This is a genomic window from Geodermatophilus aquaeductus (assembly GCF_900182545.1).
GTDB lineage: Bacteria > Actinomycetota > Actinomycetes > Mycobacteriales > Geodermatophilaceae > Geodermatophilus > Geodermatophilus aquaeductus.
Genome location: NZ_FXTJ01000001.1, coordinates 502893 through 527056 on the forward strand (window position 1 = coordinate 502893; position 24164 = coordinate 527056).

At 76.1% G+C, this 24164-nt stretch carries 22 protein-coding genes; 9 read left to right on the forward strand and 13 right to left on the reverse strand.

All coding sequences use genetic code 11. The features are described 5' to 3' along the window. Positions 1–131: 131 nt before the first annotated feature. Positions 132–383: a hypothetical protein gene (locus tag FN207_RS02500; protein ID WP_142456753.1), complete on the forward strand. Its 252-nt coding sequence runs from the start codon at positions 132–134 to the stop codon at positions 381–383. Then, positions 383–574, forward strand: a complete 192-nt coding sequence (locus FN207_RS02505; protein ID WP_142456754.1) for a hypothetical protein — start codon at positions 383–385, stop codon at positions 572–574. Before FN207_RS02500 ends, FN207_RS02505 begins: the two co-directional genes overlap by 1 nt. Here FN207_RS02505 and FN207_RS02510 read toward each other — a convergent pair. The 5 genes from FN207_RS02510 to FN207_RS02530 form a co-directional block, all read right to left on the reverse strand. Continuing rightward, entirely contained in the window at positions 571–1176 is a 606-nt protein-coding gene (locus tag FN207_RS02510; protein ID WP_110906860.1) for a response regulator transcription factor, read from the reverse strand. The genes FN207_RS02505 and FN207_RS02510 overlap by 4 nt on opposite strands. Beyond that, positions 1173–2372 (reverse strand): sensor histidine kinase, encoded by a 1200-nt coding sequence (locus FN207_RS02515; RefSeq protein WP_185938123.1) that lies wholly within the window; start codon positions 2370–2372, stop codon positions 1173–1175. The genes FN207_RS02510 and FN207_RS02515 overlap by 4 nt, the downstream gene beginning before the upstream one ends. 41 nt (positions 2373–2413) lie before the next feature. Continuing rightward, positions 2414–3220: an ABC transporter permease gene (locus tag FN207_RS02520; RefSeq protein ID WP_142456756.1), complete on the reverse strand. Its 807-nt coding sequence runs from the start codon at positions 3218–3220 to the stop codon at positions 2414–2416. 26 nt (positions 3221–3246) lie between these two features. Further along, positions 3247–4197 carry an ABC transporter ATP-binding protein gene (locus FN207_RS02525; protein ID WP_142456757.1) on the reverse strand — a complete coding sequence of 317 codons (951 nt, stop codon included), beginning with the start codon at positions 4195–4197 and terminating at the stop codon, positions 3247–3249. Positions 4198–4372: 175 nt separating this feature from the next. Beyond that, on the reverse strand, positions 4373–5743 hold the full coding sequence (locus FN207_RS02530) for an MFS transporter (RefSeq protein ID WP_142456758.1): 1371 nt from the start codon (positions 5741–5743) through the stop codon (positions 4373–4375). A gap of 240 nt (positions 5744–5983) precedes the next feature. On the opposite strand from FN207_RS02530, the gene FN207_RS02535 reads away from it, so the two are divergent. The 3 genes from FN207_RS02535 to FN207_RS02545 all read left to right on the forward strand — a co-directional run bounded on the left by FN207_RS02535 (position 5984) and on the right by FN207_RS02545 (position 9672). Further along, positions 5984–6736, forward strand: coding sequence for a 3-hydroxybutyrate dehydrogenase (locus FN207_RS02535; RefSeq protein WP_142456759.1), 753 nt, complete (start codon positions 5984–5986; stop codon positions 6734–6736). A 14-nt stretch (positions 6737–6750) separates the two neighbouring features. Continuing rightward, entirely contained in the window at positions 6751–8691 is a 1941-nt protein-coding gene (locus tag FN207_RS02540; protein WP_142456760.1) for a helix-turn-helix domain-containing protein, read from the forward strand. Positions 8692–8793: 102 nt separating this feature from the next. Further along, a complete protein-coding gene (locus FN207_RS02545; RefSeq protein ID WP_142456761.1) occupies positions 8794–9672 on the forward strand; it encodes a 3-methyladenine DNA glycosylase in 879 nt (292 codons plus the stop codon). Positions 9673–9757: 85 nt separating this feature from the next. On the opposite strand, the gene FN207_RS02550 is transcribed toward FN207_RS02545, so the two are convergent. From FN207_RS02550 to FN207_RS02570, 5 genes are read right to left on the reverse strand one after another with little or no spacing between them, the layout of a single operon-like run. Continuing rightward, positions 9758–10906, reverse strand: coding sequence for a branched-chain amino acid ABC transporter permease (locus FN207_RS02550; RefSeq protein ID WP_142456762.1), 1149 nt, complete (start codon positions 10904–10906; stop codon positions 9758–9760). Beyond that, on the reverse strand, positions 10903–11787 hold the full coding sequence (locus tag FN207_RS02555; RefSeq protein WP_142456763.1) for a branched-chain amino acid ABC transporter permease: 885 nt from the start codon (positions 11785–11787) through the stop codon (positions 10903–10905). The genes FN207_RS02550 and FN207_RS02555 overlap by 4 nt, the downstream gene beginning before the upstream one ends. Continuing rightward, on the reverse strand, positions 11784–12524 hold the full coding sequence (locus FN207_RS02560) for an ABC transporter ATP-binding protein (RefSeq protein WP_221887997.1): 741 nt from the start codon (positions 12522–12524) through the stop codon (positions 11784–11786). Before FN207_RS02560 ends, FN207_RS02555 begins: the two co-directional genes overlap by 4 nt. Continuing rightward, positions 12521–13318 carry an ABC transporter ATP-binding protein gene (locus FN207_RS02565; RefSeq protein ID WP_221887998.1) on the reverse strand — a complete coding sequence of 266 codons (798 nt, stop codon included), beginning with the start codon at positions 13316–13318 and terminating at the stop codon, positions 12521–12523. The genes FN207_RS02560 and FN207_RS02565 overlap by 4 nt, the downstream gene beginning before the upstream one ends. A 24-nt stretch (positions 13319–13342) precedes the next feature. Further along, positions 13343–14563 carry a substrate-binding domain-containing protein gene (locus FN207_RS02570; RefSeq protein ID WP_142456764.1) on the reverse strand — a complete coding sequence of 407 codons (1221 nt, stop codon included), beginning with the start codon at positions 14561–14563 and terminating at the stop codon, positions 13343–13345. 230 nt (positions 14564–14793) lie between these two features. Between FN207_RS02570 and FN207_RS02575 the strand changes: the two genes are divergently transcribed. Then, positions 14794–15636, forward strand: coding sequence for a tyrosine-protein phosphatase (locus FN207_RS02575; RefSeq protein WP_142456765.1), 843 nt, complete (start codon positions 14794–14796; stop codon positions 15634–15636). Between the two features lie 105 nt (positions 15637–15741). Here FN207_RS02575 and FN207_RS27230 read toward each other — a convergent pair whose 3' ends face one another. The 3 genes from FN207_RS27230 to FN207_RS02585 all read right to left on the reverse strand — a co-directional run bounded on the left by FN207_RS27230 (position 15742) and on the right by FN207_RS02585 (position 20014). Next, entirely contained in the window at positions 15742–17844 is a 2103-nt protein-coding gene (locus tag FN207_RS27230; protein ID WP_142456766.1) for a diguanylate cyclase domain-containing protein, read from the reverse strand. Positions 17845–18044: 200 nt separating this feature from the next. Further along, positions 18045–18194, reverse strand: coding sequence for a hypothetical protein (locus tag FN207_RS26120; protein ID WP_185938126.1), 150 nt, complete (start codon positions 18192–18194; stop codon positions 18045–18047). 137 nt (positions 18195–18331) lie between these two features. Further along, complete coding sequence (locus FN207_RS02585) at positions 18332–20014, reverse strand: putative PEP-binding protein (RefSeq protein ID WP_142456767.1); 1683 nt, start codon at positions 20012–20014, stop codon at positions 18332–18334. 185 nt (positions 20015–20199) lie between these two features. Between FN207_RS02585 and FN207_RS02590 the strand changes: the two genes are divergently transcribed. From FN207_RS02590 to FN207_RS02600, 3 genes are read left to right on the forward strand one after another with little or no spacing between them, the layout of a single operon-like run. Next, positions 20200–20967 (forward strand): DeoR/GlpR family DNA-binding transcription regulator, encoded by a 768-nt coding sequence (locus tag FN207_RS02590; protein WP_142456768.1) that lies wholly within the window; start codon positions 20200–20202, stop codon positions 20965–20967. Next, positions 20964–21977: a 1-phosphofructokinase family hexose kinase gene (locus FN207_RS02595; RefSeq protein ID WP_142456769.1), complete on the forward strand. Its 1014-nt coding sequence runs from the start codon at positions 20964–20966 to the stop codon at positions 21975–21977. The genes FN207_RS02590 and FN207_RS02595 overlap by 4 nt, the downstream gene beginning before the upstream one ends. A gap of 18 nt (positions 21978–21995) precedes the next feature. Next, positions 21996–24116 carry a PTS fructose transporter subunit IIABC gene (locus FN207_RS02600; protein WP_142456770.1) on the forward strand — a complete coding sequence of 707 codons (2121 nt, stop codon included), beginning with the start codon at positions 21996–21998 and terminating at the stop codon, positions 24114–24116. Positions 24117–24164: the final 48 nt, after the last annotated feature.

Genomic DNA, 24164 nt, shown 5'->3' on the forward strand with positions numbered 1-24164 from the left:
TGGTGCCCGACCTCGCGCTGCGGGATGAGGTCGGGCACCACGGGGCGAGGTCGGTGACCCGTCGCCGGTCGTGGTTTCCGCTCCGGGTCCCCGGGCATGGCCCCTGCGACAGCGTCGGACAGGAGGCCACGGTGAGCGATCCCCAGGGCAGCGACCGCATCCAGCAGGACATCCCGACCGCGTCGGCCACCGGCGACAACAGCAGCACCGGGTCCTCGTTCGACGACGTCCCGCTCACCGCCGACGAGGCGATCGAGCGGGACGCCGCCCACGGCGACGACCTGCCCGCCCGTGCCGACGGCGACGTCGCCCGCGCCCGGGGTGCGGGTGCGTCCGGCGAGGTCGAGGGCCCCACCCCCCGTTCCGGAGGAAGAGCAGACTGATGAGCGAGTCCGACAGCAGCGGCTACCGCGAGTCCCCCGACACCTCGGACGGGCCGACGAGCGGCAACATGGTCGACGGCGTCCCCGGCGAGGACCGCACCGACGGCGGCGAGCGCGACATCACCCTCACCACCGACGACGACGCCCAGCGCGACGAGTCCGTCGTCCGCGGCGGCAACGAGGCCAGCTAGATCCAGCCGTGGCGGCGGGCGACCTCGACGGCGGCGTGCCGGTTCGCCGCGCCGAGCTTGCCCGCAGCCGAGGACAGGTGGTTGCGCACCGTCCCGGGTGACAGGTGCGCGCGGGCGGCGATCTCCTCGACGGGGGCGCCGCCCGCGGCCAGCTCCAGGACGTCGGCCTCGCGCGGTGTCAGCGGGCTGTCGCCGGCGCTGATGGCCTCGGCGGCCAGCTCGGGGTCGACGTAACGCCCGCCCCGGGCCACGGTGCGCACGACGTCGGTGAGCACCGGCGCGGACACGGTCTTGGGCAGGAACCCGCGCACGCCGGCCGACAGCGCTCGCTTGAGGTGTCCCGCGCGGCCGTGCCCGGTGACGATGACGACCGCGCAGCCGGGCACCAGCGAGCCGAGCTGCGCGGCGACGGCGATGCCGTCGAGGTCGGGCATCTGCAGGTCGAGGACGGCGACGTCGGGGGTGTGCGCCCGGGCCATGGCCAGCGCCTCGGAGCCGGAGGCCGCCTCGGCGACCACCTCGAGGTCGTCCTCCAGCGCCAGGAGCGCCACCAGCGCCGAGCGGATGAGGTTCTCGTCGTCGGCGAGCAGCACCCGGATCACCGCACCTCCTCCACCGCGCGCACCGGCACGCGCGCCACGACGACGAACCGGTCGCCCTCCCGCCCCGCGGACAGCTCCCCGGAGGCCGCCGCCAGCCGCTCGGCCAGCCCGCGCAAGCCGTGACCGCGGTCCCCGCCACCGGGTCCGACACCGTCGTTCTCCACGCGCAGCGTCACCGGGTCCCCCGCGGTCAGCGTCACGGTGCACTCCCCCGCCGAGCTGTGCCGCAGCACGTTGGTGACCGCCTCGCGGACCACCCAGCCGAGGGCCACCTGCACCGGCTCGGGCAGCGCGGCGCCGGCCTCCTCGCCGGTCACGGTGCAGGCGATGCCGGCCGCCCGGAGCACCGAGCGGGCGCCGGCGAGCTCCCCGGCGAGGTCGGTGCCGCGGTAACCGCGGACGACGTCGCGCACCTCGCGCAGCGACTGCTCGGCGATCCGGCTGATGTCGGCCACCTCGTCGGCCGCCTCGGGCCGCTGCCGCCGGACCAGCTCGCCGGCCAGCTGGCTCTTGACCGCGATCACCGAGAGGTTGCGGCCCATGACGTCGTGCAGGTCGCGGGCGAAGCGCAGCCGCTCCTCGGCGACGGCGAGCTGCAGCTGCACGCCGCGGCTGCGGTCCATCTCCACCACGACGTCGAGGATCCAGACGGTGAAGCGGAAGGCGACGGTCACGAAGGCCACCGCCACCGCGATCGAGGTGCCGACGACCCCTGCGGCCAGGGGCGGGTTGCCGTCGAGCAGGGCGACGCCGGTGGTGAGGACCCCGACGACGGCGGTGCCGGCGAGCAGCGGCCGGGTGGGAACGGTGACCGACAGCGCGAGCAGCACCTCCGCGCCGACGAGACCGGCCGCCCAGGGCGCCGCGGGCGAGGGTCCGTCCGTCGTCACCGCGAGGGCGGTCCCGACGACGACCCCGCCGGCGACGACCGCGACCGCGAGCAGCGCCCGGTCGGGGCCGGCGGCGCGGTCGGCGAACCCGCGCCGGCTCAGCTGCACGGCGGCCGCGGTGGTCACCAGGGTCGCGGCCGCCAGCAGCAGCTCCAGCCACCGCGAGGTGCCGGCCCAGTCCGAGGCGAGGGCGAGCAGCACGAGCACCGGCAGGGCGGCGAGGAAGGAGTAGTACGACCAGCGCGTGTAGAGCTCGATGCGCTGGGGGTCGCTGCGGGTGCGCCACCAGCGTGCGACGGTCGGCACGGCGCCCATGCTGCCGTACCGACCGCCGCGGGCGGGACCGCTCACCGGCGGGGCGCCCACCGGAACACCCGGGGCGCCACGACGGCGGCCACCGCGATCCAGGCCGCGAGGACCAGCAGCGGCTGCGGCGCGGCGGCCCAGGCACCGGCCCAGTCGACGGTGCGACCGTCCCAGGTCTGCCCCACCAGGCCCAGACGGGCCAGCTCGACGATCGGCTCGATCGGCGTCAGCCGCATCACCTGCGCGACCTGGTCGGGGAAGGAGGCCAGCGGCACGACGACGCCGGAGGCGACCGACGCCACCATCACCAGCGGCAGGGTGGTGATCTGCGCGCTCTCGGGGGTGCGGGTGAACGACGTGCTCGCCGCGGCCAGCAGCGTCATCAGCGCCATCCCGCCGACCAGGGCGACCAGGGGCAGGACGACGTCGACCGGCGCGGCCCACTCGCCGATCACCGCGGTGCCGGCGAGGACCAGGAGCATCTGCACGACCGTCACGAGCAGCGTCGGGGTGGCGGTGCCCAGCAGCACCTCGCCGGGGGTGAGCTCCCCGCTGCGCATCCGCTGCAGGACCAGCTCCTCGCGGCGGGCGACGTAGGTGGTCACGAGGTTGTAGTAGGTGAGGAAGACCAGCGTCACGGCGAACGCGGTCACGGCCAGGCGGGGGCCGAGCGGGCCGTCGCCGCCGAGCCCGGCGACGGGCACGAACGCGACGAGGGCCAGCGGCAGCAGCACCGAGTTGACGACGGCGGTGCGGTTGCGCAGCAGCAGCCGGGTCTCGGCGCCGGCCAGGGCGAGCGTGCGGCGCAGCCGGGAGGGCGCGGCCGCGGGGGCGGTCAGGGTGGTCATCGGGGAGCTCCTCGCGGGTGGGGCGGTCAGGAGAGGTCGGCGCCGTCGGCGACGGCGAGGAATGCCTGCTCGAGGGAGGCGGCGCGGGCCTGCAGCCCGCCCAGGACGAGCCCGTGCGCGTCGGCCCAGGCCAGCAGCCGGGTGAGCACCGGCTGCAGCGCGCGGGTGTGCAGCACCACCCGCGGCGCCGCGGACACGACCTCGGCGCCCGGGACGGCGGGCAGCGCGGGCCCGCCGGCCGGCAGCGTGAAGCGGATCGTGGCCGGCTGGGTGGCGGCGATCTCGGCCGCGGTGCCGGAGAGGACGATCCGGCCGGCCCGCATGACCGCGATCCGGTCGGCGAGCTCCTCGGCCTCCTCGAGGTGGTGGGTGGTGAGGACGACGGCGGCCCCCTCGGCCACCCGCCGCCGGACCAGCTCCCACACCGTGCGCCGGCTCTCGGGGTCCAGGCCCGTCGTGGGCTCGTCGAGGACGACGACGCGCGGCGAGCCGAGCAGCGCCAGGGTCAGGTCGAGGCGGCGCCGCTCGCCGCCGGACAGGCTGCGCACGCGGACGTCGGCGCGGCCGGTCAGGTCGACCTGGGCGAGCGCCTCGTCCTCGGCCCGCGCGCCGGTGAGGGTGGCGCCCCACAGGCGGATCGTCTCGCGCACGGTGAGGTCGGCGGGCAGGCCGCTGGACTGCAGGAGCACGCCGAGGTGCGGGCGGACGGCGGCGCGCTCGGCCACGGGGTCGGCGCCGAGCACGCGGACGGTCCCGCCGGAGGCCGGGGCCAGTCCCTCGAGCACCTCGAGGGCGGAGGTCTTCCCGGCGCCGTTGACGCCGAGCAGCGCGAAGACCTCGCCGGGGTGGACCTCGAAGCTGATGCCGCGGACGGCCTCGACGTCGCCGTAGCGGCGTCGCAGTTCGGTGACCTCCACGGCGGGGCCGACGGCGTCCCTGCGGGGACGGACGTCGGCGCGCGGGCGGGTGAGCTGCACGGGGCCTCCTCCTCGTGCCCCGCCGGCCCGTGTCGGGCCGGTCCTCCGGGGCACGTCCCCACGCTCCCGCCGGACCGGGCCCGGCACAGGTGCCGTCCCTCACGACCTGCGCGGACGTGCGCACGGGGCACCCCTGACACGTGTCAGGGGTGCCCCGTGGTCGTGCGGCCGGGCCTCAGACCCGGGTGGCGGACCGCCCGTCCGCCGGGGTGACGGCGTCGTCGGCACCGAGGTCCCGGATCCGGGTCTCGCCGTAGGAGAACACCGCCACGAGCGTCACCACGGCGCAGGCGGCCACGTAGAGGGCCACCCGCCCGGGGCTGGGCTCGTCGAAGCTGCCCAGCAGCGCCACCGCGATCAGCGGAGCCGGGGCGCCGGCGATGACCGAGGCGAGCTGCGCCCCGACGGAGACGCCGGTGTAGCGGGCCTTGGTGCCGAACAGCTCGGCGAAGAAGGCGGCCTGCGGGCCGTACATGGCGCCGTGGAACAGGAAGCCCACGACGAGGCCGAGGACGACCAGCCAGAAGCTGCCGGTGTCGTAGAGGCCGAAGAGCGCGAACGACCACAGCCCGATGCCGGTGGCGCCGAGCAGGTAGACCGGCCGCCGGCCGACGCGGTCGGACAGCGCGCCCCACAGCGGGATGGTCACCAGGTGCACGGCCGAGCCCACGAGCAGCGCGTTGAGCGCGAAGGAGGAGTCCAGGCCGAGGGCCTTCGTCAGGTAGGCGGTGGTGAACGCCGTCAGCACGTAGAAGGACACGTTCTCGGCGATGCGGGCGCCCATCGCGACGAGCACCTCGCGCTTGTAGCGCCGGAGGACGACGGCGATCGGCGCCTCCTCGGCCGCGCCGGTCTCGCGGGCCTTCGCCTCGGCGAGGCGCTGCGCCTCCAGGAACACCGGCGACTCGCTGACCGCCAGCCGGACCCACAGGCCGACGAGGATGAGCACGGCCGACAGCAGGAACGGGATGCGCCAGCCCCAGGCGGCGAACGCCTCGTCGGACTGGAACGCGGCCAGGAGTGCCAGCACCGCGGTGGACAGCAACTGCCCCGCCGGGGCGCCGGCCTGCGGCCAGGAGGCCCAGAAGCCCCGGTGCTCGGGCCGGCCGTGCTCGGAGACGATGAGGACCGCGCCGCCCCACTCGCCGCCGAGGGCGAAGCCCTGCACCAGCCGCAGGAGCACCAGCAGCAGCGGTGCCAGTGCCCCGACCGTGGCGTAGGTGGGCAGCAGGCCGATGGCGAAGGTGGCGCCGCCCATCATCAGCAGCGACACGACCAGCAGCTTCTTGCGGCCCATCCGGTCGCCGAAGTGGCCGAAGACCAGGGCGCCGATGGGGCGGGCGGCGAAGCCGATCGCGTAGGTCCCGAAGGCGAGCAGGACGCCCGCGAAGTCGGAGGACTCGGGGAAGAACAGGTCCCCGAACACGAGCGCGGCGGCCGAGCCGTAGAGGAAGAAGTCGTACCACTCGACCGTGGTGCCGATGATGCTCGCGCCGACGACGCGGCCGAAGCTCCGGCTCCGGGGCCTCGGGCTGGGTGCGGACATGCGGGGTCTCCTCGGTGGGCGGGTTCGTTCCGCGTCGACGCTAGGAAGGGGCGGCCGGGCTGCCCATGTGCCCGAGGCCAGTTCTGTGAGCCGGCTCATGTGGTCCGGCGCCATGCCCTGGCCGCGGACGGTGGCACAGGAGGCGGCGGGACCCGGTGTGTGCGGCACCCACCCCGTCGTCGTGAGCTGTGTGGCCCGGAGCCGTGACAGTCGCCGCCGCCGCGGCCTACCGTCCCGGCCATGGGCGCGGAGGACCTCACGGGGCGGCGGGCGATGGTGACCGGTGGCGGCTCGGGCATCGGGCGGGCGGTCGCCGCGCGGCTGGCCGAGGCCGGCGCCGAGGTGGTCGTCGTCGACCGGGACGGCGCGGCGGCCGAGGAGGTGGCCGGCGCCGTCGGGGGCCGCGCGGTGACCGTCGACCTCTCCGACCTGGCCGCCGTCGACGCGCTCGACCTCGACGTCGACGTCCTGGTCAACAACGCCGGCTTCCAGCACGTCGCGCCGCTGCACGAGTTCCCGGTCGAGGTGTTCTCCACCATCCAGCGGCTGATGGTCGAGGCACCGTTCCGGCTGGTCCGGGGCGCGCTGCCGCACATGTACGGCCGGGGCTGGGGGCGGGTGGTCAACATCAGCTCGGTGCACGGGCACCGGGCCTCGCCCTTCAAGTCCGCCTACGTGACGGCGAAGCACGCGCTGGAGGGGCTGTCGAAGGTCGTCGCGCTCGAGGGCGCCGCCCACGGCGTGACGTCGAACTGCGTGGCCCCGGCCTACGTGCGCACCCCGCTGGTCGAGGGGCAGATCGCCGACCAGGCGCGCACCCACGGGATCTCCGAGGACGAGGTGGTCGAGCAGGTCATGCTGGCCCCCGCGGCACTCAAGCGGCTCATCGAGCCCGCCGAGGTCGCCGACGCCGTCGCCTGGCTGTGCTCCCCCGCCGCGACCTCGGTCACCGGCACCTCCCTGCGGATGGACGGCGGGTGGACCGCCCACTGATGCGGCCGGGGAGGATGCCGGTCGTGAGCCGGACCGCAGCGCTGCCCGCCGACGGTCCCGGCCGCGCGCCGCGCGTGCCCTCCGCCGCCGCCGAGTACCTGCAGCTCGTCCTCGACGACGCCGCGGCCATCGAGTACGAGGGCCCGCTGGTGCGCGCCCGCGCCGGCGGCGCCGACCCCGACACCCTCGCTGAGCTCGAGCGGGTGCGGCTCCTGGCGCTGCAGGTGCGCGCCGCCTTCGCCGCCCGCCGGCGCCGGGAGTCGGAGCTGTCGGCGCTGTTCGACACGGCGAGCGACCTCGCCACGCTGCGCGGCGTCGACTCCGTCCTCACCGCGATCGTCCGCCGCGCGCGCCAGTTGCTCGGCACCGACGTCTCCTACCTGACGCTCAACGACGACGCCCACGGCGACACCTACATGCGCGTCACCGACGGCTCGGTCTCGGCCCGGTTCCAGGCGCTGCGGCTGCCCATGGGCGAGGGCCTGGGCGGGCTGGTCGCGCAGACCGCCGCGCCGTACGCGACGGCGAGCTACTTCACCGACGCCCGCTTCCACCACACCGACGACATCAACGGCGGTGTCCACGAGGAGGGGCTGGTCGCCATCCTCGGGGTGCCGCTGATCCGCGGGTCGCAGGTCATCGGCGTCCTCTACGCCGCCGACCGCACCGAGCGGACCTTCGACCGCTCCGAGGTGGCGCTGCTCGGCTCGCTGGCCGCGCACGCCGCGATCGCCATCGACAACGCCCGGCTGCTCGAGGAGACCCGTACGGCGCTCGACGAGCTGTCGGCGGCCACCCGGGAGCTGCGGGCGCACACCGAGTCCGTCGAGCGGGCCGCGGGGGCGCACGACCGGTTCATCGACGTCGTGCTGCGCGGCGGCGGCGTGGAGGGCGTGGCGGCCGCGGTGACCGAGGCCCTCGGCGGGCGGATCACCGTGCTCGACGAGGAGGGCCGGCCCACGCCCGCCGACGTCCCGGGCAGCGCGCTGCCGCCCGACCCGGCCGCCGCGCTGGGCCTGGCCCGCTCGACCGGGCGCACCGTGGGCGATGGTGAGTGGTGGACTGCGGCGGTGACCGTGGGCAACGACCTGCTCGGCGGCCTGGTGCTGCAGCGCGCCGGCGACCTCTCCGACGCCGACCAGCGCATCCTCGAGCGGGCGGCGCTGGTCACCGCGCTGCTGCTGCTCATCCGGCGCACCGCCAGCGAGGCCGAGGGGCGGGTGCGCGGCGAGCTCCTCGACGAGCTGCTCACCGGTCCGCTGCGCGATCCCGACGGCCTGCGCGAGCGCGCCCGCCGGCTGGGCGCCGACCTCGACCGGCCGCAGGCGGTGGTCGTCGTCCGCGTGGAGGAGCGCTGCCGCGGGCGGGCGCTGGCCGCCGCGGCGCACCTGGCCGCCACGCGGGCCGGGCTGGCCGGCGTCCGCGACGGCCGCGTCGTGCTCTGCCTGCCCGACCTGGCGCCGGGCGAGGCCGCGGCGCTGGCGTGCCGGGAGGTCTCCGCCGCGGTCGGCCGGCCGGTCACCGCCGGCGGCGCCGGACCGGCGCACGGCCCGGCCGCGGTGGCCGGCGCGGAGGCCGAGGCCCGGCGGTGCGCCTCGACGCTGGAGGCCCTGGGCCGCACCGGGCAGTCGGCCAGCGCCCGCGAGCTGGGCTTCGTCGGCCTGCTGGTGGGCGAGGGCCGCGACGTGCCGGGCTTCGTCACGGCCACGCTGGCGCCGGTGCTCGACTACGACGCGCGCCGCGGCACCGACCTGGTGGCCACGCTGCGGGCGTGGTTCGACACCGGCGGCTCCCCCGCCCGCGCCGCCGAGGTGCTCAACGTGCACGTCAACACGGTCACGCAGAGGCTGGACCGGGTCGCCCGGCTGCTGGGCCGGGACTGGTCGGCGCCCGAGCGCGCCCTGGAGGTCCAGCTGGCGCTGCGGCTGCACCGCCTGACCTCCGCCGACGACTGAGCAGCCGGTGGTGTGCGCCTGCGGCGCACTCCGGCTCCCGGATGCGCCGGGACCGCACACCACCTCGGTCGACGGCCCCTGAGCGGCTCCTACCCTGGTCCGGTGACCGCCGTCCTCCCCTGCCTGCCGGCGGCCGAGTGGACGGCGCGGGCGGCCGCGCACGAGGCGCGCGTGGAGCGGTGGACGGCGCCGCACCGCGAGCGGCGGCGTCGCGGGGAGTCGCACCCGGTGCTCGACTTCCTGTTCACCTACTACTCCGAGACGCCGTCGCGGCTGCGGCGCTGGCACCCGGGCCCGGGCGTCGCGCTGGCGCCGTCGGCCGACGGCCCGGCGCCGCACGCCGCGTGGCGCTGGTACGCGACCGGTGATGACGGGACGGTGCGCCTGGACGTCGGCGCATACCTGGCCGACCGCGCGTCCACGGTGCGGTTCGTGCGGGACCTGCTGGCGGCCACCGCGTCGCGGCCGGCGCACACCGGCTGCTTCGGGCTGCACGAGTGGGCGATGGTGCACCGCGCCGACGAGCGGCGGCACGCGGTCCCGCTGCGGCTGGGGCAGGCGGGCACCGACGCCGTCGTGGAGTCGCACCCGATCCGGTGCAGCCACTACGACGCGTTCCGGTTCTTCACGCCGTCGGCCGTGGGGCTCAACCGGCTGCGGCCGACGCGGGAGTCGCAGGTGGCCATGGAGCAGCCGGGCTGCCTGCACGCCACGATGGACCTCTACAAGTGGGCCTACAAGCTCTCCCCCGCGGTGCCCGGTGAGCTCGTCGCCGACTGCTTCGCCCTCGCCGTCGAGGTGCGCGAGCTGGACATGCGCGCCTCGCCCTACGACCTGCGCGGCCGCGGCTACGAGCCGGTGCCGGTCGAGACGCCGGAGGGCAAGGCCGCCTACGTCGTCGCCCAGCGGGGGTTCGCCGAACGGGCTGCCCCGCTCCGGCAGCGGCTGGTCGACGTCTGCGACGCCCTGCTCGCGTCCTAGCTCACCGTGGCGCGTCCTGGCTCACGGTCGACGGTGAGCCAGGACGCGGCACGATCAGGTCACCTGATCATGTGGGGACGCTGCGTCAGACGCCGTCGCGGGGACCGCCGGCGCCGACGCCCACCCCGCGTGACGCCGTCTCCCGCAGCTGCTCCACCACCCGGCCCGGCGGCGGGGTGGCCCCGCCGGAGGGCCTGCCGGGACGACGGCCGGCGCGCCGCTCGCGCAGCCGGGCGACCAGGCCCGCGATGCCGCCCGGCACGAAGAAGACGACCAGCACGAACAGCGACCCGAGCAGGAACAGCGGCTCCGACAGCGGCACCCGCAGCCACGCCGGCAGGTCCTGCACCGCGGCCGAGGACGCGAGGTCGGTGAGCCGGCTGTCGAGGTAGGTGTAGAGGACGCCGCCGAGCACCGCGCCCCACCGGCTGCCCGCGCCGCCGAGCACGACCATCACCAGCAGGCCGAGGGTGAAGTCGGCGGTCGTCGTGCGCGGCGTGGACCCGCCGAGCAGCAGCAGGTGCACCACCCCGCCCAGCGCGGCCAGGAGTCCGGCGAGGACGAACACGACCAGCTTGAACGGGTAGGGCCGCAGCCCCAGCACCTCGACGCGGCGCTCGTTCTCCCGGATCGCCTGCCACACCCGCCCGGCCCGCGAGCCGGTCACCCAGGCCACGACGACGTAGACAACGGCGAGATAGGCCAGCGCCAGCCAGTACAGGTTGACGGTGTTGAGGACGCCGACGAACGCGTCGGGCACGTTCGAGCGGTCCAGCGCCAGGCCCTCCTCACCGCCGGTCAGGCCGCCGGGGTCGCGCAGCACCACGATCGACCCGACCTGCGCGATGGCCAGCGTGACCATCGAGAAGGCGATGCCCGACACCCGCAGGGCCACCCCGCCGACCAGCAGCGGCAGCACGACGCCGACGACGGTGGTCAGCGCCACCGCCGCGCCCAGGCCCCAGCCGAGCTCGGTGAGCGCCAGGTTGGCCACGTAGGTGCCGCCCGCGAAGTAGAGCGCGTGCCCGAACGACAGCAGCCCGGTGAAGCCGAACAGCAGGTCGTAGGAGAGCGCCACCCCTCCGAAGACCAGGCACAGCGCCAGCAGCTGCAGGGTGCCCGGGCTGTTGAGGACGCCGTCGAACAGGCCCGGCAGCTGCAGCGTCGAGAACGGCAGGACCGCCAGGACGACGAGCACGACCAGCGGCGCCAGCCGCGTCAGCTTCCGGCTCATGCCACCCTCGCAGTCAGCCCGCCGGGGCGGGTCAGCAGGACCAGGGCCAGCAGCAGGACGACCGACAGGTCGCCCACCCCGCTGGCCGCGTAGTAGTTGGCGAACTGCTGCACCAGCCCGACGAGGACCGCGGCCACCGCGGCGCCGGTGATCGAGCTCATCCCGCCGATGACGACGACGATGAAGGCGAAGATGAGCAGCGACGTGCCCTGCCCCGGCGAGATCGAGCCGAGGTAGACGCCGCCGAGCGCGCCGGCCAGGGCCGCGAACGCGCCGCCCAGGGCGAAGACCAGCGTGAACGCCCGCCGCACGTCGATGCCGAGTGCCGTGACCATCGAGCGGTTCTCCACGCCGGCGCGGATGACCAGGCCGAAGCGGGTGTAGCGGAGGAAGGCCAGCACCGCGAGCAGCACGACGACGGCGCTGCCGATCAGCAGGAACCGGTCGTTGGGCACGCTGGCCCCGAGGACCGACGTCGTCTCCTCCGCCCACGCCGGCGCGGGGAACGGCCGCGGGTCGGCGCCCCAGATGGCCCGCACGAGCGCGACCAGCGCGAGGCTGAGCCCGACGGTGACCAGCACCTGCTCGATGTGCCGCTCGTAGAGCGGGCGGATGAGCAGCAGCTCGACCAGCGCGGCGACGACCGTGCCGACGGCGACCCCGAAGGCCACGCCGAGGACGAAACCCCACCCGCCGGAGCCGGCGCCGGGCAGGTTCTCCGCGGCCCACCAGGTGCCGTAGGCGCCGATGGTGAGGAACGCGCCGTGGGCGAAGTTGAGCACGCCCATCAGCCCGAAGATCAGCGAGAGGCCCGACGCGACGAGGAAGTACAGCGCCGCCAGGCCCAGTCCCGTGACGGTGAGCAGGACCACAGTGCTCATGCGTGGGTCCCCCCGCTCGTGGCCACGCCGAGCAGCTCGCGGGTGCGGTCGGCGTCGGCCATGAGCTCGGGAGCCGAGCCGCTCCACACCGCCCGCCCCTGGTCGACGACGACGGCGTCGGTGGCCATGCGGCGCACCACGGACAGGTTCTGCTCGACGAGCAGCACCGTCACCTCCTCGGCGACCCGTGCGAGCACGTCGGCGACCTCGGCCACCAACAGCGGCGCCAGGCCCTTCGTCGGCTCGTCCACGAGCAGCAGCTGGTTGTCGTTGAGCAGCAGCCGGGCGATGGCCACCATCTGCTGCTGGCCGCCCGAGAGCGTCCCGGCCAGCTGGCGGCTGCGCTGCGCCAGCTCGGGGAACAGCTCGTACACGCGGTCGGGGTGGTGCGCGGAGTCGCGCCGCTCGGCCAGCGTGAGGTTCTCGGCCACCGTCAGCCCGCCGAACACCTCGCGGTCCTCGGGCGCGTAGCCGACGCCGAGCCGGACCACCTCGTGGGTGCGCCGGCCCGAGAGCCGGTGCACCCGCCCGCCGGCGTCGGTGAGCTCGATCGTGCCGGTCGAGGGCACCAGCCCCAGCACCGACTTCACCGTCGTCGTCTTGCCGGCGCCGTTGCGGCCCAGCAGCGCGGTCACCCCGCCGCGGCGGACGGTGAGGTCCACCCCCTGCAGGATGTGCGACCCCGACAGGCGGACGTGCACGTCGGACAGCCGCAGCAGCACCGGCCGGTCGTTCACAGCTGGTCCCCCAGGTAGGCCTCCTGGACGGCGGGGTCGGCGGTGACCCGGGCCGGGGTGTCCAGCGCCAGCAGCGAGCCGTGGTGCATGACCGCGACCCGGTCGGCCAGCCCCAGCAGGACGTCCATGTGGTGCTCGACCATGAGCACCGTCCGGCCCTCCTCGCGGTGCACGTCGGCGATGACCCGGGTCAGGCCGGCGACCTCCTCGGTGCTGACGCCGGCCATCGGCTCGTCGAGCAGCACCACGGCGGGGTCGGTGGCCAGCAGGATCGCCAGCTCGAGCTTGCGCTTGTCGCCGTGCGAGAGGGACCCGGCGAGCGCGTCGCCGCGGGCGGTGAGCCCCACGCGGCCCAGCGCCCGCTCGGCCACCTCGAGGGCCCGGTCGGAGGCGCGCACCCGCTGCCAGGGGCGCAGGCTGCCGCCGAGCCGGGCCTGCGCGGCCAGCCGCACGTTCTCCCGGACGCCGAGGCCCGCGAACACCGACGAGGACTGGAAGGTCCGGCCCAGGCCGCGGCGGGCCCGGGCGGCGGGGCTGGCGCCGGTGATGTCCGCGCCGTCGAGGGTGATCGTCCCGGAGGTGACCGACAGCAGGCCCGAGAGCAGGTTGAACAGCGAGGTCTTGCCCGCCCCGTTGGGGCCGATCACGGCGACGAACTCGCCGGGGGCGACGTCGAAGGAGACGTCGGAGACGATGACCGCGCCGCCGATGGCGCAGGTCAGGCCGGCCACCCGGAGCACCGGCTCGCCCGCGGGGCGGGCGGCCGGTGCCGGGGCGGGCAGGGAGGTGGTCACGCTCGCCGTCCTCCGCGGACCCGGTCAGGCGGTGGCGACCGGCGGCGCGGTGGCCTCCGGGTCGAGGGTGTCGACGACGACCGGGACGAGCTCGCCGTTCTGCTCCTCCAGCCGCGCCTGGAACATCGGCTGCAGGAGCGCGTGGTCCTCCTCGCGGATGGTCAGCTGGCCCTTGACGCCGTCGAACTGCCAGCCCTCGAGCGCGTCGACCATCGCGGAGACGTCGTCGCCGCCCTCCTGGAGCGCGTGCACGACCATCTGCGCGGCGGTGAAGCCGTCGGGGGTGAACAGGTCGACGGTGCCGCCGGCCTCCTCGACCCGCTCGGTCATCGCCTGGCTGACCTCGTTGTCGACGGCCTCGGCGAAGAAGTGCGAGAGGTAGTCGACCTGCGTGGCCTGCGCGCCGTAGGTGGCGTAGCTGGCGCGGATGTCGAGGCCGGTGACGACCGTCGTCGAGTCGAGCACGCCCTGCTGGCCCATCGCCTGCCACATGGCCGGGGCGCTCTCCCCCGCCCAGGCGACGAAGACCAGGTCGGCGCCGGCGTCGCGGGCCTGCGAGGCGAACGGCGTGAGGTCGGTGGCGCTGGCCGGGACCAGCAGCGGGGTGACCGTGGCGCCCGCCCCGCCGAGGACGGCGGTCACGGCACCGACGTTGGCCTGCCCGAACGCGCTGTCCTGGGCGAAGACCAGCACGGTCTTGCCCTGCGCGTCCCCGATGAACGACTCCGCGGTGAGGATGTCCTGGTAGGTCTGCCGACCGGAGCGGAAGGTGTTGTCGTTGAGGCCGGTGACCGCGTCGGTGGCGGCGGGGCCGGAGATGAACAGCACGTCGTTCTGCTCGGCCAGCGGCGCGACCTGGGTGGCCACGCCCGAGGCGGTGGACCCGGCGAGCACCTGCACGCCCTGGCCGATGAGGTCGGTGGCCTCGGCGACGGCCTTGGCGGGGTCGCCGGCGTCGTCGCGCTCGACCACCTCGATCGGCCGGCCGTCGACCTCGCCGGAGCCGTCGGTGGCGTAGTCCAGGCCGGCCTCGAAGCCCTGCAGGTACTGCTCGCCGTAGGTGGCCAGCGGCCCGGTGGCCGAGTAGACCAGCCCGACGCGGATCGGGTCGCCCTCCCCGCCGGAGTCCCCGCCGCCCCCTCCCGACGAGGCGGCGGTGGGACTGCCGCAGGCGGCGACCGACAGGGCCAGCGCGGCCCCCGTGGCGAGGACGGCGGTCCGGGACCGGTGGCGGGGACGCGACATGGCGGGCTCCTCGGCGTGTGCGACGGTGCACGGGGTACTCCGGACGAACCCGTCCGGAGTGGGCTGGACCACACGGTAAGGAGCCGCTCACACCCTGCCCATGGCGGTGACCTCCACAGCCGCCCGGGCGGGTGTGGGTGCCGACCACACGGGTGACGCGTCCCGCCGGCGACCACCGCCGGTCGCCGTCCCGTTCCCTCGCGGCCGGGTCCGCGCCGTACCGTCGGGAGGTGACCTCGACCTCCCCCGATGACCTGCGCACCGGCCGCTGGCTGCGACTCGACGGGACGACCAACACGCGCGACCTGGGCGGCCTGCCCACCACCGACGGCGGCACCACCGCCTTCGGCCGCGTGCTGCGCAGCGACAACCTGCAGACCCTGAGCGACGACGACGTCCGCCGCCTGGTGGAGGACCTGCACCTGCGCGACGTCATCGACCTGCGCACGACGGCCGAGGTGCTGCTCGAGGGCCGTGGGCCGCTGCGCGCGGTCGAGGGCGTCACGCACCGCCACTTCAGCCTGCTGCCCGAGCGGGGCCACCACACCGACGTCTTCGCCGTCGAGGAGGACGAGGTCCCCGAGCTACCCACCGGCTGGGCCGAGACGCTGCTCCCCCGGCAGACCACCGAGGCCGACGAGGTCGAGCCGCCGGCGGTGCGCTCCTACCTCGGCTACCTGCACCACCGGCCGGAGAACGTGCTGGCCGCGCTGCGGACCATCGCCTCCGGGGACGGCGCGGCCGTCGTGCACTGCGCGGCGGGCAAGGACCGCACCGGCGTCGTCGCGATGTTCACGCTGGCCGCGGCCGGGGTGCCCGACGAGGAGATCGTCGCCGACTACGCGATGACCGCCGACGTCATCGACGCGCTGGTGGCCAAGCTGCGGCAGTCGCCCACCTACGCCGAGGACATGACCCGCCGGGAGGTCGCCGTCCACACCCCGCGCGCGGAGACCATGCGCCGGCTGCTGGAGATCCTGGGTGAGCGGCACGGCGGGCCGCTCGGGTGGCTCGAGGAGCACGGCTTCGGCGCCGGCGAACAGGCCGCCCTGCGCGCCCGCCTCCGCGACTGACCCACACCGTCGGCCCTCGACGTCGCCTCCGTGATCAGCACGCGCTGACGGTCGTCCGCGAGGTCGGGACGACCGCCGTGGACGCGTTCTCGTCCCAGGCGGGCGCTAGTCGGAGGCGCGGGGGGCGGGGGCCGGCGGGCGGTCGCGGTGCTTGTGGCGGTACATCGCCGCGTCGGCCTCCCGCAGCAGCCGCTCCGCCGTCGCCGACGGGTCCTCGCCGGGGCCGGTGTGCACGGCGACGCCGGTGCTCGTGCCCACGGGCACCGGGATGCCGTCGAGCCGGAAGGGCTCGCTGAAGGCCGCCGCCACCCGGCCCACGACGGCCTGGGCGTCCGAGGGGGACGCCAGCCGCGGCAGCAGCACCGCGAACTCGTCCCCGCTGAGCCGCCCGACGGTGTCGCCGGGGCGGACGGCGGCGCGCAGCCGCGCCGAGACCTGCCGCAGCAGCTCGTCGCCGGCGGCGTGGCCGAGGCTGTCGTTGACCGCCTTGAACCGGTCGAGGTCGCAGAACAGGACGCCGACGGACCCGGTGGGGGCGACGGCGGCGAGCGCGTCGGCCAGCCGCTCGCGGAACAGCAGGCGGTTGGGCAGGCCGGTGAGGGCGTCGTGGCTGGCCTGGTGCCGGACGGTCTCGAGCAGCCGGGCCTTCTGCAGAGCGGTGGAGGCCTGGTCGCCCACGCCCCGCAGCCGGGCCAGGACGTCGGCGTCGAGGGCGCCGCTGACCTCGTCGTCGGCCCAGCTGGCGGTGACCACGCCGAGGAAGGTGGTGCCGGCGAGGAGGGGGACGGCGACGACGTCGGTGAGCAGCAGCGCGTCGAGCAGGTCGCGCATCGGCGCGCTGGCGGCGGTGGCGCCGATGACGCGCGGCTCGCGGTCGGTGAGGATGCCGAAGACCTCGGGGACGTCCCCGGCCCGCAGGGTCGCCGCCCGCAGGACCGCCTCCTGGGCGGGCGGGAGGCCGGCGCAGGCCGCGGCGCGCAGGACCGCCCGGGCGGGGTCCCAGAGCAGGACGCCGGAGCTGCCGCAGCCGACGATGCGGGGCAGCGTCCCGGCCACGACGTCGCAGATCTCCCGCACCTCGGCCGCCTGGGCCAGGCCGTGGGCGAGGTCGAGCAGGGCGCCGGCCCGGCGGGCCTCCGACCGGCTGTCCTCGAGGGCGAGGACGAGGTCGAGGGCGGCCGCGGCGTGGCCGGCGTAGGCGGCGAGCATGGCCCGCTCGTCGCCGAGACCACCCTGACCTGGCCGGTTGAGGGCGGCCAGCCGGCCGTGGGTCCGGCGGGCGGAGGCGACGTCGACGGTGACCGCGCCCGGCCCCAGGTCGTTCCCGGCGAGCAGCCGCGCCACCAGCAGCGGCACCTCGGCGGGGTCCAGGCCGGAGCTGTGCACGAGGGGGGCGCCGCCGTGCGGCGCGGAGACGGCGAGCAGGTAGGCGGGGGCGAGGACCGCGGCCGCGGCGCGGTCGACGATGCGGCGCAGCACGGTCTCCAGGTCCTCGCCGTCGACGAGGTCGGTGGCCGCCTCCTGCAGGCTCCGGACCTGGGCGCGCAGGGCGGCCAGCTCCGGATCGGACGCGGCCGGACCGCCGCGCCGGCGCGACCAGCGGCTGCGCCGGTCCCAGGTGAGGGAGTAGACGCAGGCCTCCGCGCCGGAGGACTCACACTCGTCGTGGACGACGCGCGCCGGGGGCAGCCCGAAGATCGTCGGCACCATGCTGATCAGCCCACGCGCGTAGTCGCAGTCCAGCCGCGAGTGGACGTAGCCCTCGTGCAGCCGGTACCGCAGCGTCGCGGAGGTGGCGTCGGACGCGACGACCTCCATGGTGGAGGTGGTCGAGAAGTTGGCGACCGCGCGCGGGAGGCGGGCGTAGACCTGGCGCGGTGAGCCCATGGCGCGCACCAGCACGACGACGGACGCGTTCATCCCGGTGCGCAGCGAGTCGGCGCCGATGCGGAACATGGCACCCGGGTCGCCGAGGACCTCGGTGGCCGCGGTGAACAGCCGGATCCGCGTGTCGTAGCCGGTCCAGGTCGAGGGCCGGGAGAGCTCGGCGGCGGTGAAGGGCACGCCGGCCCGGCGGAGGACCTCCTCGACGGCCGTCTCACCGGCGTGCTGGCGGACGTACTCCAGGACGAGGCCCGTCGTGGCGCCCGACGTCTCCCGGGGCTCCCCCGGAGATGCCGTCCGGTCCGCCGGTCGCGCTGCGCTCACGTCCGCACCTTCGGCACCGGACCGTCCGGAGTTGAGCGAGGCCGCGGGCGGGGTGGCCGGCCTCCCCCGCAGGAGGGAGCCCCGCCCCGGACCGCAGGTCCCGGACGACACGGCCCCGGACAGCAGTCGGCCCGGGCTGCGGGTGCAGACCGGGGCCGTGCGGATCTCGGCCTCCGCGGGGCGGGCGGGAGGCCGGAGGCTCAGAGCTCGCGCGAGGTGAAGCTGCTGTTGGCCATGGTGAGCAGCTCGTCGCGCATCGCGGGGCTGCCGGTACGGGCGATGGCCCGGTCGATGGCCCGCCGCGTGCGAGCCGCCTGCCGACGCTGCCGCCAGGTGGTCCCGATGGACATGTCCGTGTCTCCCTCTTCGGTTCGTCGTCGTCCTACACCCGTAGTAAAGCAGGTGAGAGCTTGAGTATTCCGAAGGATCGCAGGGTGTGTCAGGTCATGTCCGACGATCGTTCACCCATCGGAGGTGCACCGGCCACTCAGGCGCGGGTCAGCACCTCCCGCGCCGCGGCCCGCGCCGCGCGCGGGTCGTCGGCGGCCAGGGCGGCCGCCGCGGCGTCCCGGCAGGCGGCGAGGTCGGCGGTGGCCAGCCGCGCGCCGACGCCGGCGACGGCCGAGCCGGCACACGACAGCGAGGTCACGCCGAGCCCGACGAGGACGCAGGCGAGCAGCGGGTCGGCCGCCGCCTCGCCGCAGACGCCGACCGGCTTGCCCGAGCGCCGGCCCGCCGCCGCCGTCAGCTCCACCAGCGCCAGCAGGGCCGGCTGCCACGGGTCGGTGAGGTCGGCCAGGTCGGCCGAGAGCCGGTCGGCGGCCAGCGCGTACTGCGACAGGTCGTTGGTGCCGATCGACAGGAAGTCGACGTGCCGCAGCATCCGGTCGGCGAGCAGCGCGGCCGAGGGCACCTCGACCATGACGCCGGGCACCAGGCCGCGCTCGCGGACCCGGGCGGCGAAGTCCGCGGCCTCGCCCTCGGTGGCCACCATGGGCGCCATCACCCACGGCGCGGCACCGGTGCGGCGGGCGGCCTCGGCGACGGCGTCGAGCTGGCGGTCGAGCAGGCCGGGGTCGCGGCGGGCCACCCGCAGGCCGCGGACGCCGAGCGCCGGGTTGGCCTCCTCGGGCGGCGTCGCGAACTCCAGCGGCTTGTCCGACCCGGCGTCGAGGGTGCGCAGGACGACCCGCCGGCCGACCGCGGCCTCGAGGACGTCGGCGTACCCGCTGGCCTGCTCCTCCACGGTCGGCTCGGCGGCCCGGCCGAGGAAGGCGAGCTCGGTGCGGAACAGGCCGACCCCCTCGGCGTGCGCGCGCAGGGCGGCCCGCGTGCCGTCGCCGTCCTGGACGTTGGCGTACACGGGGACCGCCACGCCGTCGCGGGTGGTGCCCGGCCCGGCGTACCCGGCCAGGGCCTCGGCGGCCCGGCGGGCGGCGGCGAGCTGCCCGGCGGCGGCCTCCGGGTCGGGGTCGACGGTGAGCGAACCCTCCTCGGCGTCGAGGAGGACCGTCGCGCCGGCGGGGACGGCGTCGAGGCCCTCGACGGCCACGACCAGGGGCAGGCCGAGCTGGCGGGCGATGATCGCGGTGTGACTGGTGGTCCCGCCCAGGCGAGTGGCCAGCCCGACGATCCGCGCGGGGTCGAGCCCGGCGGTGTCGGCGGGGGCGAGGTCGTCAGCGAGCAGGATCGAGGGCTCCGCGGGCGAGGGGACGCCGGGCTCGCCCTGGCCGGTCAGCTCGGCGACCACGCGGTCGCGGACGTCGCGCACGTCGGTGACCCGCTCGGCCATCACGCCACCCAGCGAGGTGAAGACGTCGACGAACTGCTGCGCGGCCTCCACCGTCGCCACGGCGGCCGGGGCGCCGGCGTCGATCCGCTGCTCGACCGCGCCCAGGAGCCCGCGGTCGCGGGCCATGCCGGCGGTGGCCGCCAGCACCTCGGCGGTGAGCCCGGTCGCGGCCGCGGCGCGCTCGGCCAGCCGGTCCGCGACGGCCTCGGCGGCCGCGGTGAAGCGGGCCCGCTCCTCCTCCCGCGCCGCCTCCGGCAGCGGGTCGAAGACGTCGGCCGGCAGGAGCACCGCACCGGACGGGCGGACGACGGGACCGAGGACCACGCCGGGGACGACCGGCGTCCCGGTGAGCACGGTGCGAGCGGCGGTGGTGGACATGCGGACCTCACGTCGGTCGGAGGGATGGCGGTCGCCGGACCTCGTCGTCCGTGACCAGCCTCACCAAACGGTGTTGACTTGTCAACGTAATCCACGTAGAACAACACAGACACAAGCCCGTTCCCACACGATCGGGCATCACCCCGGGTCCGTCGCGGTCCGGAGTCCCGACGAGGGGGTGCACGGTGTACGCCGAGGAGCGCCAGCAGGCCATCGCCACACTCGTCGCCGAGCAGGGCCGCATCGCCGTCGCCACGGTGGCCGAGCACTTCGGTGTCACCACCGAGACGGTCCGCCGCGACCTCGCCGTCCTGGAGCGGGCGGGGATCCTGCGGCGCGTGCACGGCGGAGCGGTACCCGCTGCGGCGCTCACGCTGGTGGAGACGGCGCTGGGCGAGCGCAACGCCACCCGCGCCGAGGCCAAGCGCAAGATCGCCGCGGCGGCGCTGGACCTGCTGCCCGGCCGTGGCGGCAGCGTGCTGCTCGACGGCGGGAGCACCACCGCCGCGCTGGCCGACGTGCTGCCGGCCGACCGGTCGCTGTTCGTGGCCACCAACTCCGTGCCGATCGCCGCCCGGCTGGCGAACGCGCCGGGCGTGACCCTGCACGTGCTCGGCGGCCGGGTGCGCGGGCTGACCCAGTGCGCCGTCGGCGAGACGCCGGTGCGGGCGCTGGCCGACCTCCGGGTCGACGTCGCCTTCCTCGGCACCAACGGCATCGCCCCCGGCCACGGGCTGACCACCCCCGACGAGGCGGAGGCCTCGGTCAAGCGGGCGATGGTGCGCGCTGGGCAGCGGGTGGTCGTCCTGGCCGACAGCAGCAAGCTCGGCCGCGAGCACCTGGTCCGCTTCGCCTCCCTCGACGACGTCGACGTGGTGGTCACCGACGGCGAGGCCGACCCGGCCGTCGTGGACCACCTCGAGGCCGCCGGCGTCGAGGTCGTGACCGCGTGAGCGACGCCGGCACGCACGGGGGACGGGTCGTCACGCTGACGGCCAACCCGAGCCTGGACCGGACGCTGGTCCTCCCCGGCCCGCTCGCCCGCGGTGGGGTGGCCCGCCTCGGGGTCAGCTCCACCGAGCCCGGTGGCAAGGGCGTGAACGTGGCGCGCGCGCTGGCCGCCGCCGGGGCCGACGTCGAGGCCGTGGTGCCGGCCGACCGGACCGACCCGCTGGTCACCGAGCTGACCGCGCTCGGGCTGCCGCCGCTCACCGTGCCCACCGGCGTCCCGGTGCGCACCAACTACTCGCTCACCGAGCCCGACGGCACGACCACCAAGCTCAACGAGCCCGGGACCGCCCTGGACGAGGACGTCCGGGCCGCGCTCCGGGCCGTGCTCACCGGCGCGGCCACGGGCGCCCGCTGGGTCGTGCTCTCCGGCTCGCTGCCGCCCGGCACGCCCGAGGACTGGTACGCCGAGCTGGTCCGGGCCGTGCGCCCCACCGGCGCGCGCGTGGCGGTGGACACCTCCGAGGCGCCGCTGCGCGCGCTGCTCGCCGCCGGCCCCGACGCGGCGCCGGACCTGCTCAAGCCCAACGCCGAGGAGCTGGCCCAGGTCGCCGGCACCACGGAGGCCGCGCTGCTCGCCGACCCGGTCGCCCTGCGCGCCGCGGTCGAGGCGCTGCACGCCGGCGGCGTCGCCGAGGTGCTGCTGACCCTCGGCGGCGACGGCGCGGTGCTGTCCACGGCCGACGGCGTCTGGTCGGCACGGCCGCCGCGCACCGCCGTCCGCAGCACCGTCGGCGCCGGCGACTCCAGCCTGGCCGGCCACCTGCTCGCCGACCTGGCCGGCGCCCCGCCGGCCGAGCGGCTGCGTCGCGCGGTCGCCACCGGCTCGGCCGCCGCCGCGCTGCCGGGCTCCGCGGTCCCCGCGCCGCACCAGGTCGACCCGGCCGCCGTCGTCGTGACGCCCGGCCTGCCCTCCCCCGCTCCCGTCGCGGCCGCCGGCCGCGACGTCTCCTGACAGCCCGGAAGGTCCGTCATGACCGCACTCATCTCCCCCGAGCTGGTCGTCCTCGACGCCGACCTGGGCTCCGACAAGGCCGCGGTGGTGCACCGCCTGGCCGGCCTGGTCGCCGACGCCGGCCGGGCCACGGGCGCCGAGGCGCTGGCCGGTGACGCGCTGGCCCGCGAGGCGCAGGCCGCCACCGGCCTGCCCGGCGGCATCGCCATCCCGCACTGCCGGTCGGGCGCGGTGACCCAGGCGTCGCTGGCCTTCGCCCGGCTGCGCCCGGGGGTCGACTTCGGCGCCGCCGACGGGCCGGCGGACCTGGTCTTCCTCATCGCCGCCCCGGCGGCCGGCGACGCCGACCACCTCACGCTGCTGTCCGCGCTGGCCCGCGCGCTGGTCCGGCCGGACTTCGTCGCCTCGCTGCGGGCCGCGGCCTCCGCGCAGGACGTCGTCGCGCTGGTCGAGGAGGTCGTCTCCCCGAAGCCGGCCACCGGCGCCAGTGCGGCGGCGTCGGTGCCCGCGCCGGCCACGCCCGCCCCGGCCGCCGACGCCGCACCGGCGCGCCGCCGCCTCGTCGCGGTCAGCGCCTGCCCGACCGGCATCGCGCACACCTACATGGCCGCCGACAAGCTCACCGCCGCGGCGGAGGCCGAGGGCGTCGACCTCGTCGTCGAGACGCAGGGCTCCTCGGGCTCCACGCCGCTGGACCCGGCCGTCATCCGCGACGCCGAGGCGGTCGTGTTCGCCGTCGACGTCGGGGTCAAGGACCAGGAACGCTTCGCCGGGAAGCCGGTGGTCCAGTCGGGGACGAAGCGGGCGATCAACGAGCCCGAGGTGATGATCCGCGAGGCGCTGGCGGCCGCCGACGACCCGAACTCCCGCCGGGTGCCGGGCAGCGGCGCCGCGGCCACCGCGCCGACCGGCGGCGGGGGCAAGCCGAGCACCGGCGCGGAGATCCGCCGCTGGCTGCTCACCGGCGTCAGCTACATGATCCCGTTCGTCGCGGCCGGAGGTCTGCTCATCGCGCTGGGCTTCCTGCTCGCCGGGTACCCCGTCGCCCTCACCGACCCCGACAGCGGCAACTCCTGGGCGAAGGAGTGGGTGCTCAACAACTCCCTGTTCGACCTGCCCGTCAGCACCGTCGCCGACCTGAACGGCGGCCTCAGCGGCTACCTCGGCGCGATGCTGTTCTTCATCGGGTCGCTGGCGTTCTCGCTGTTCATCCCGGCCATGGCCGGCTACATCGCCTACGCCATCGCCGACCGGCCGGGGCTCGCGCCGGGCTTCATCACCGGCCTGGTCGCCGTCCAGGTCAACGCCGGCTTCCTCGGTGCCCTGGTGGGCGGCGTGATCGCCGGCTTCGCGGCCCGCTGGCTGTCCCGGCTGAAGGTCGGCCGGGTCGTGCGCGGGCTGATGCCGGTCGTGGTCATCCCGCTGATCGCGACGCTGATCGCCAGCGGCCTCATGGTGCTCGTCCTCGGGCGCCCGCTCGCTGCGGCGATCACCGGCCTCACGAACTGGCTGAACGGCCTGTCCGGCACCTCCGCGGTGCTGCTCGGCATCCTGCTCGGCCTGATGATGGCGTTCGACATGGGCGGGCCGGTCAACAAGGCCGCGTACGCGTTCGCGACCGCGGGCCTGGCGAGCTACATCTCCAACCCCACCGAGAACACCGGCCCGCTGGTCATCATGGCGACGGTGATGGGCGCCGGCATGGTCCCGCCGATCGCGCTCACCCTGGCCACGTTGATCCGCCCGAAGGTCTTCACCCCCGCCGAGCAGGAGCAGGGCAAGGCCGCGTGGCTGCTGGGCCTGGCGTTCATCACCGAGGGCGCCATCCCGTTCGCCGCGGCCGACCCGCTGCGGGTCATCCCGCCGATCATGATCGGCTCGGCGACCACCGGGGCGATCGTGGCGGCGGCCGGGGTGCAGGCGCAGGCCCCCCACGGTGGCATCGTCGTGTTCTTCGCGATCAACGGGGTCCTGATGTGGCTGCTCGCGATCGCCGTCGGCACCGTCGTCGGCGCGGTCGCGGTGGTCATCGCCAAGAGCATCGGCCGCAAGAAGATCGACGAGGTGCCCGAGGACGCCGTCGACCTCGCCCACGCCCACAACCCGGCTCCCGCCGTCAGCGCGCCCGCGCGCGTCTGACACGGCAGGCTCGACACCGTCCACCCCACCCCGAGCAGCGAGGATCCC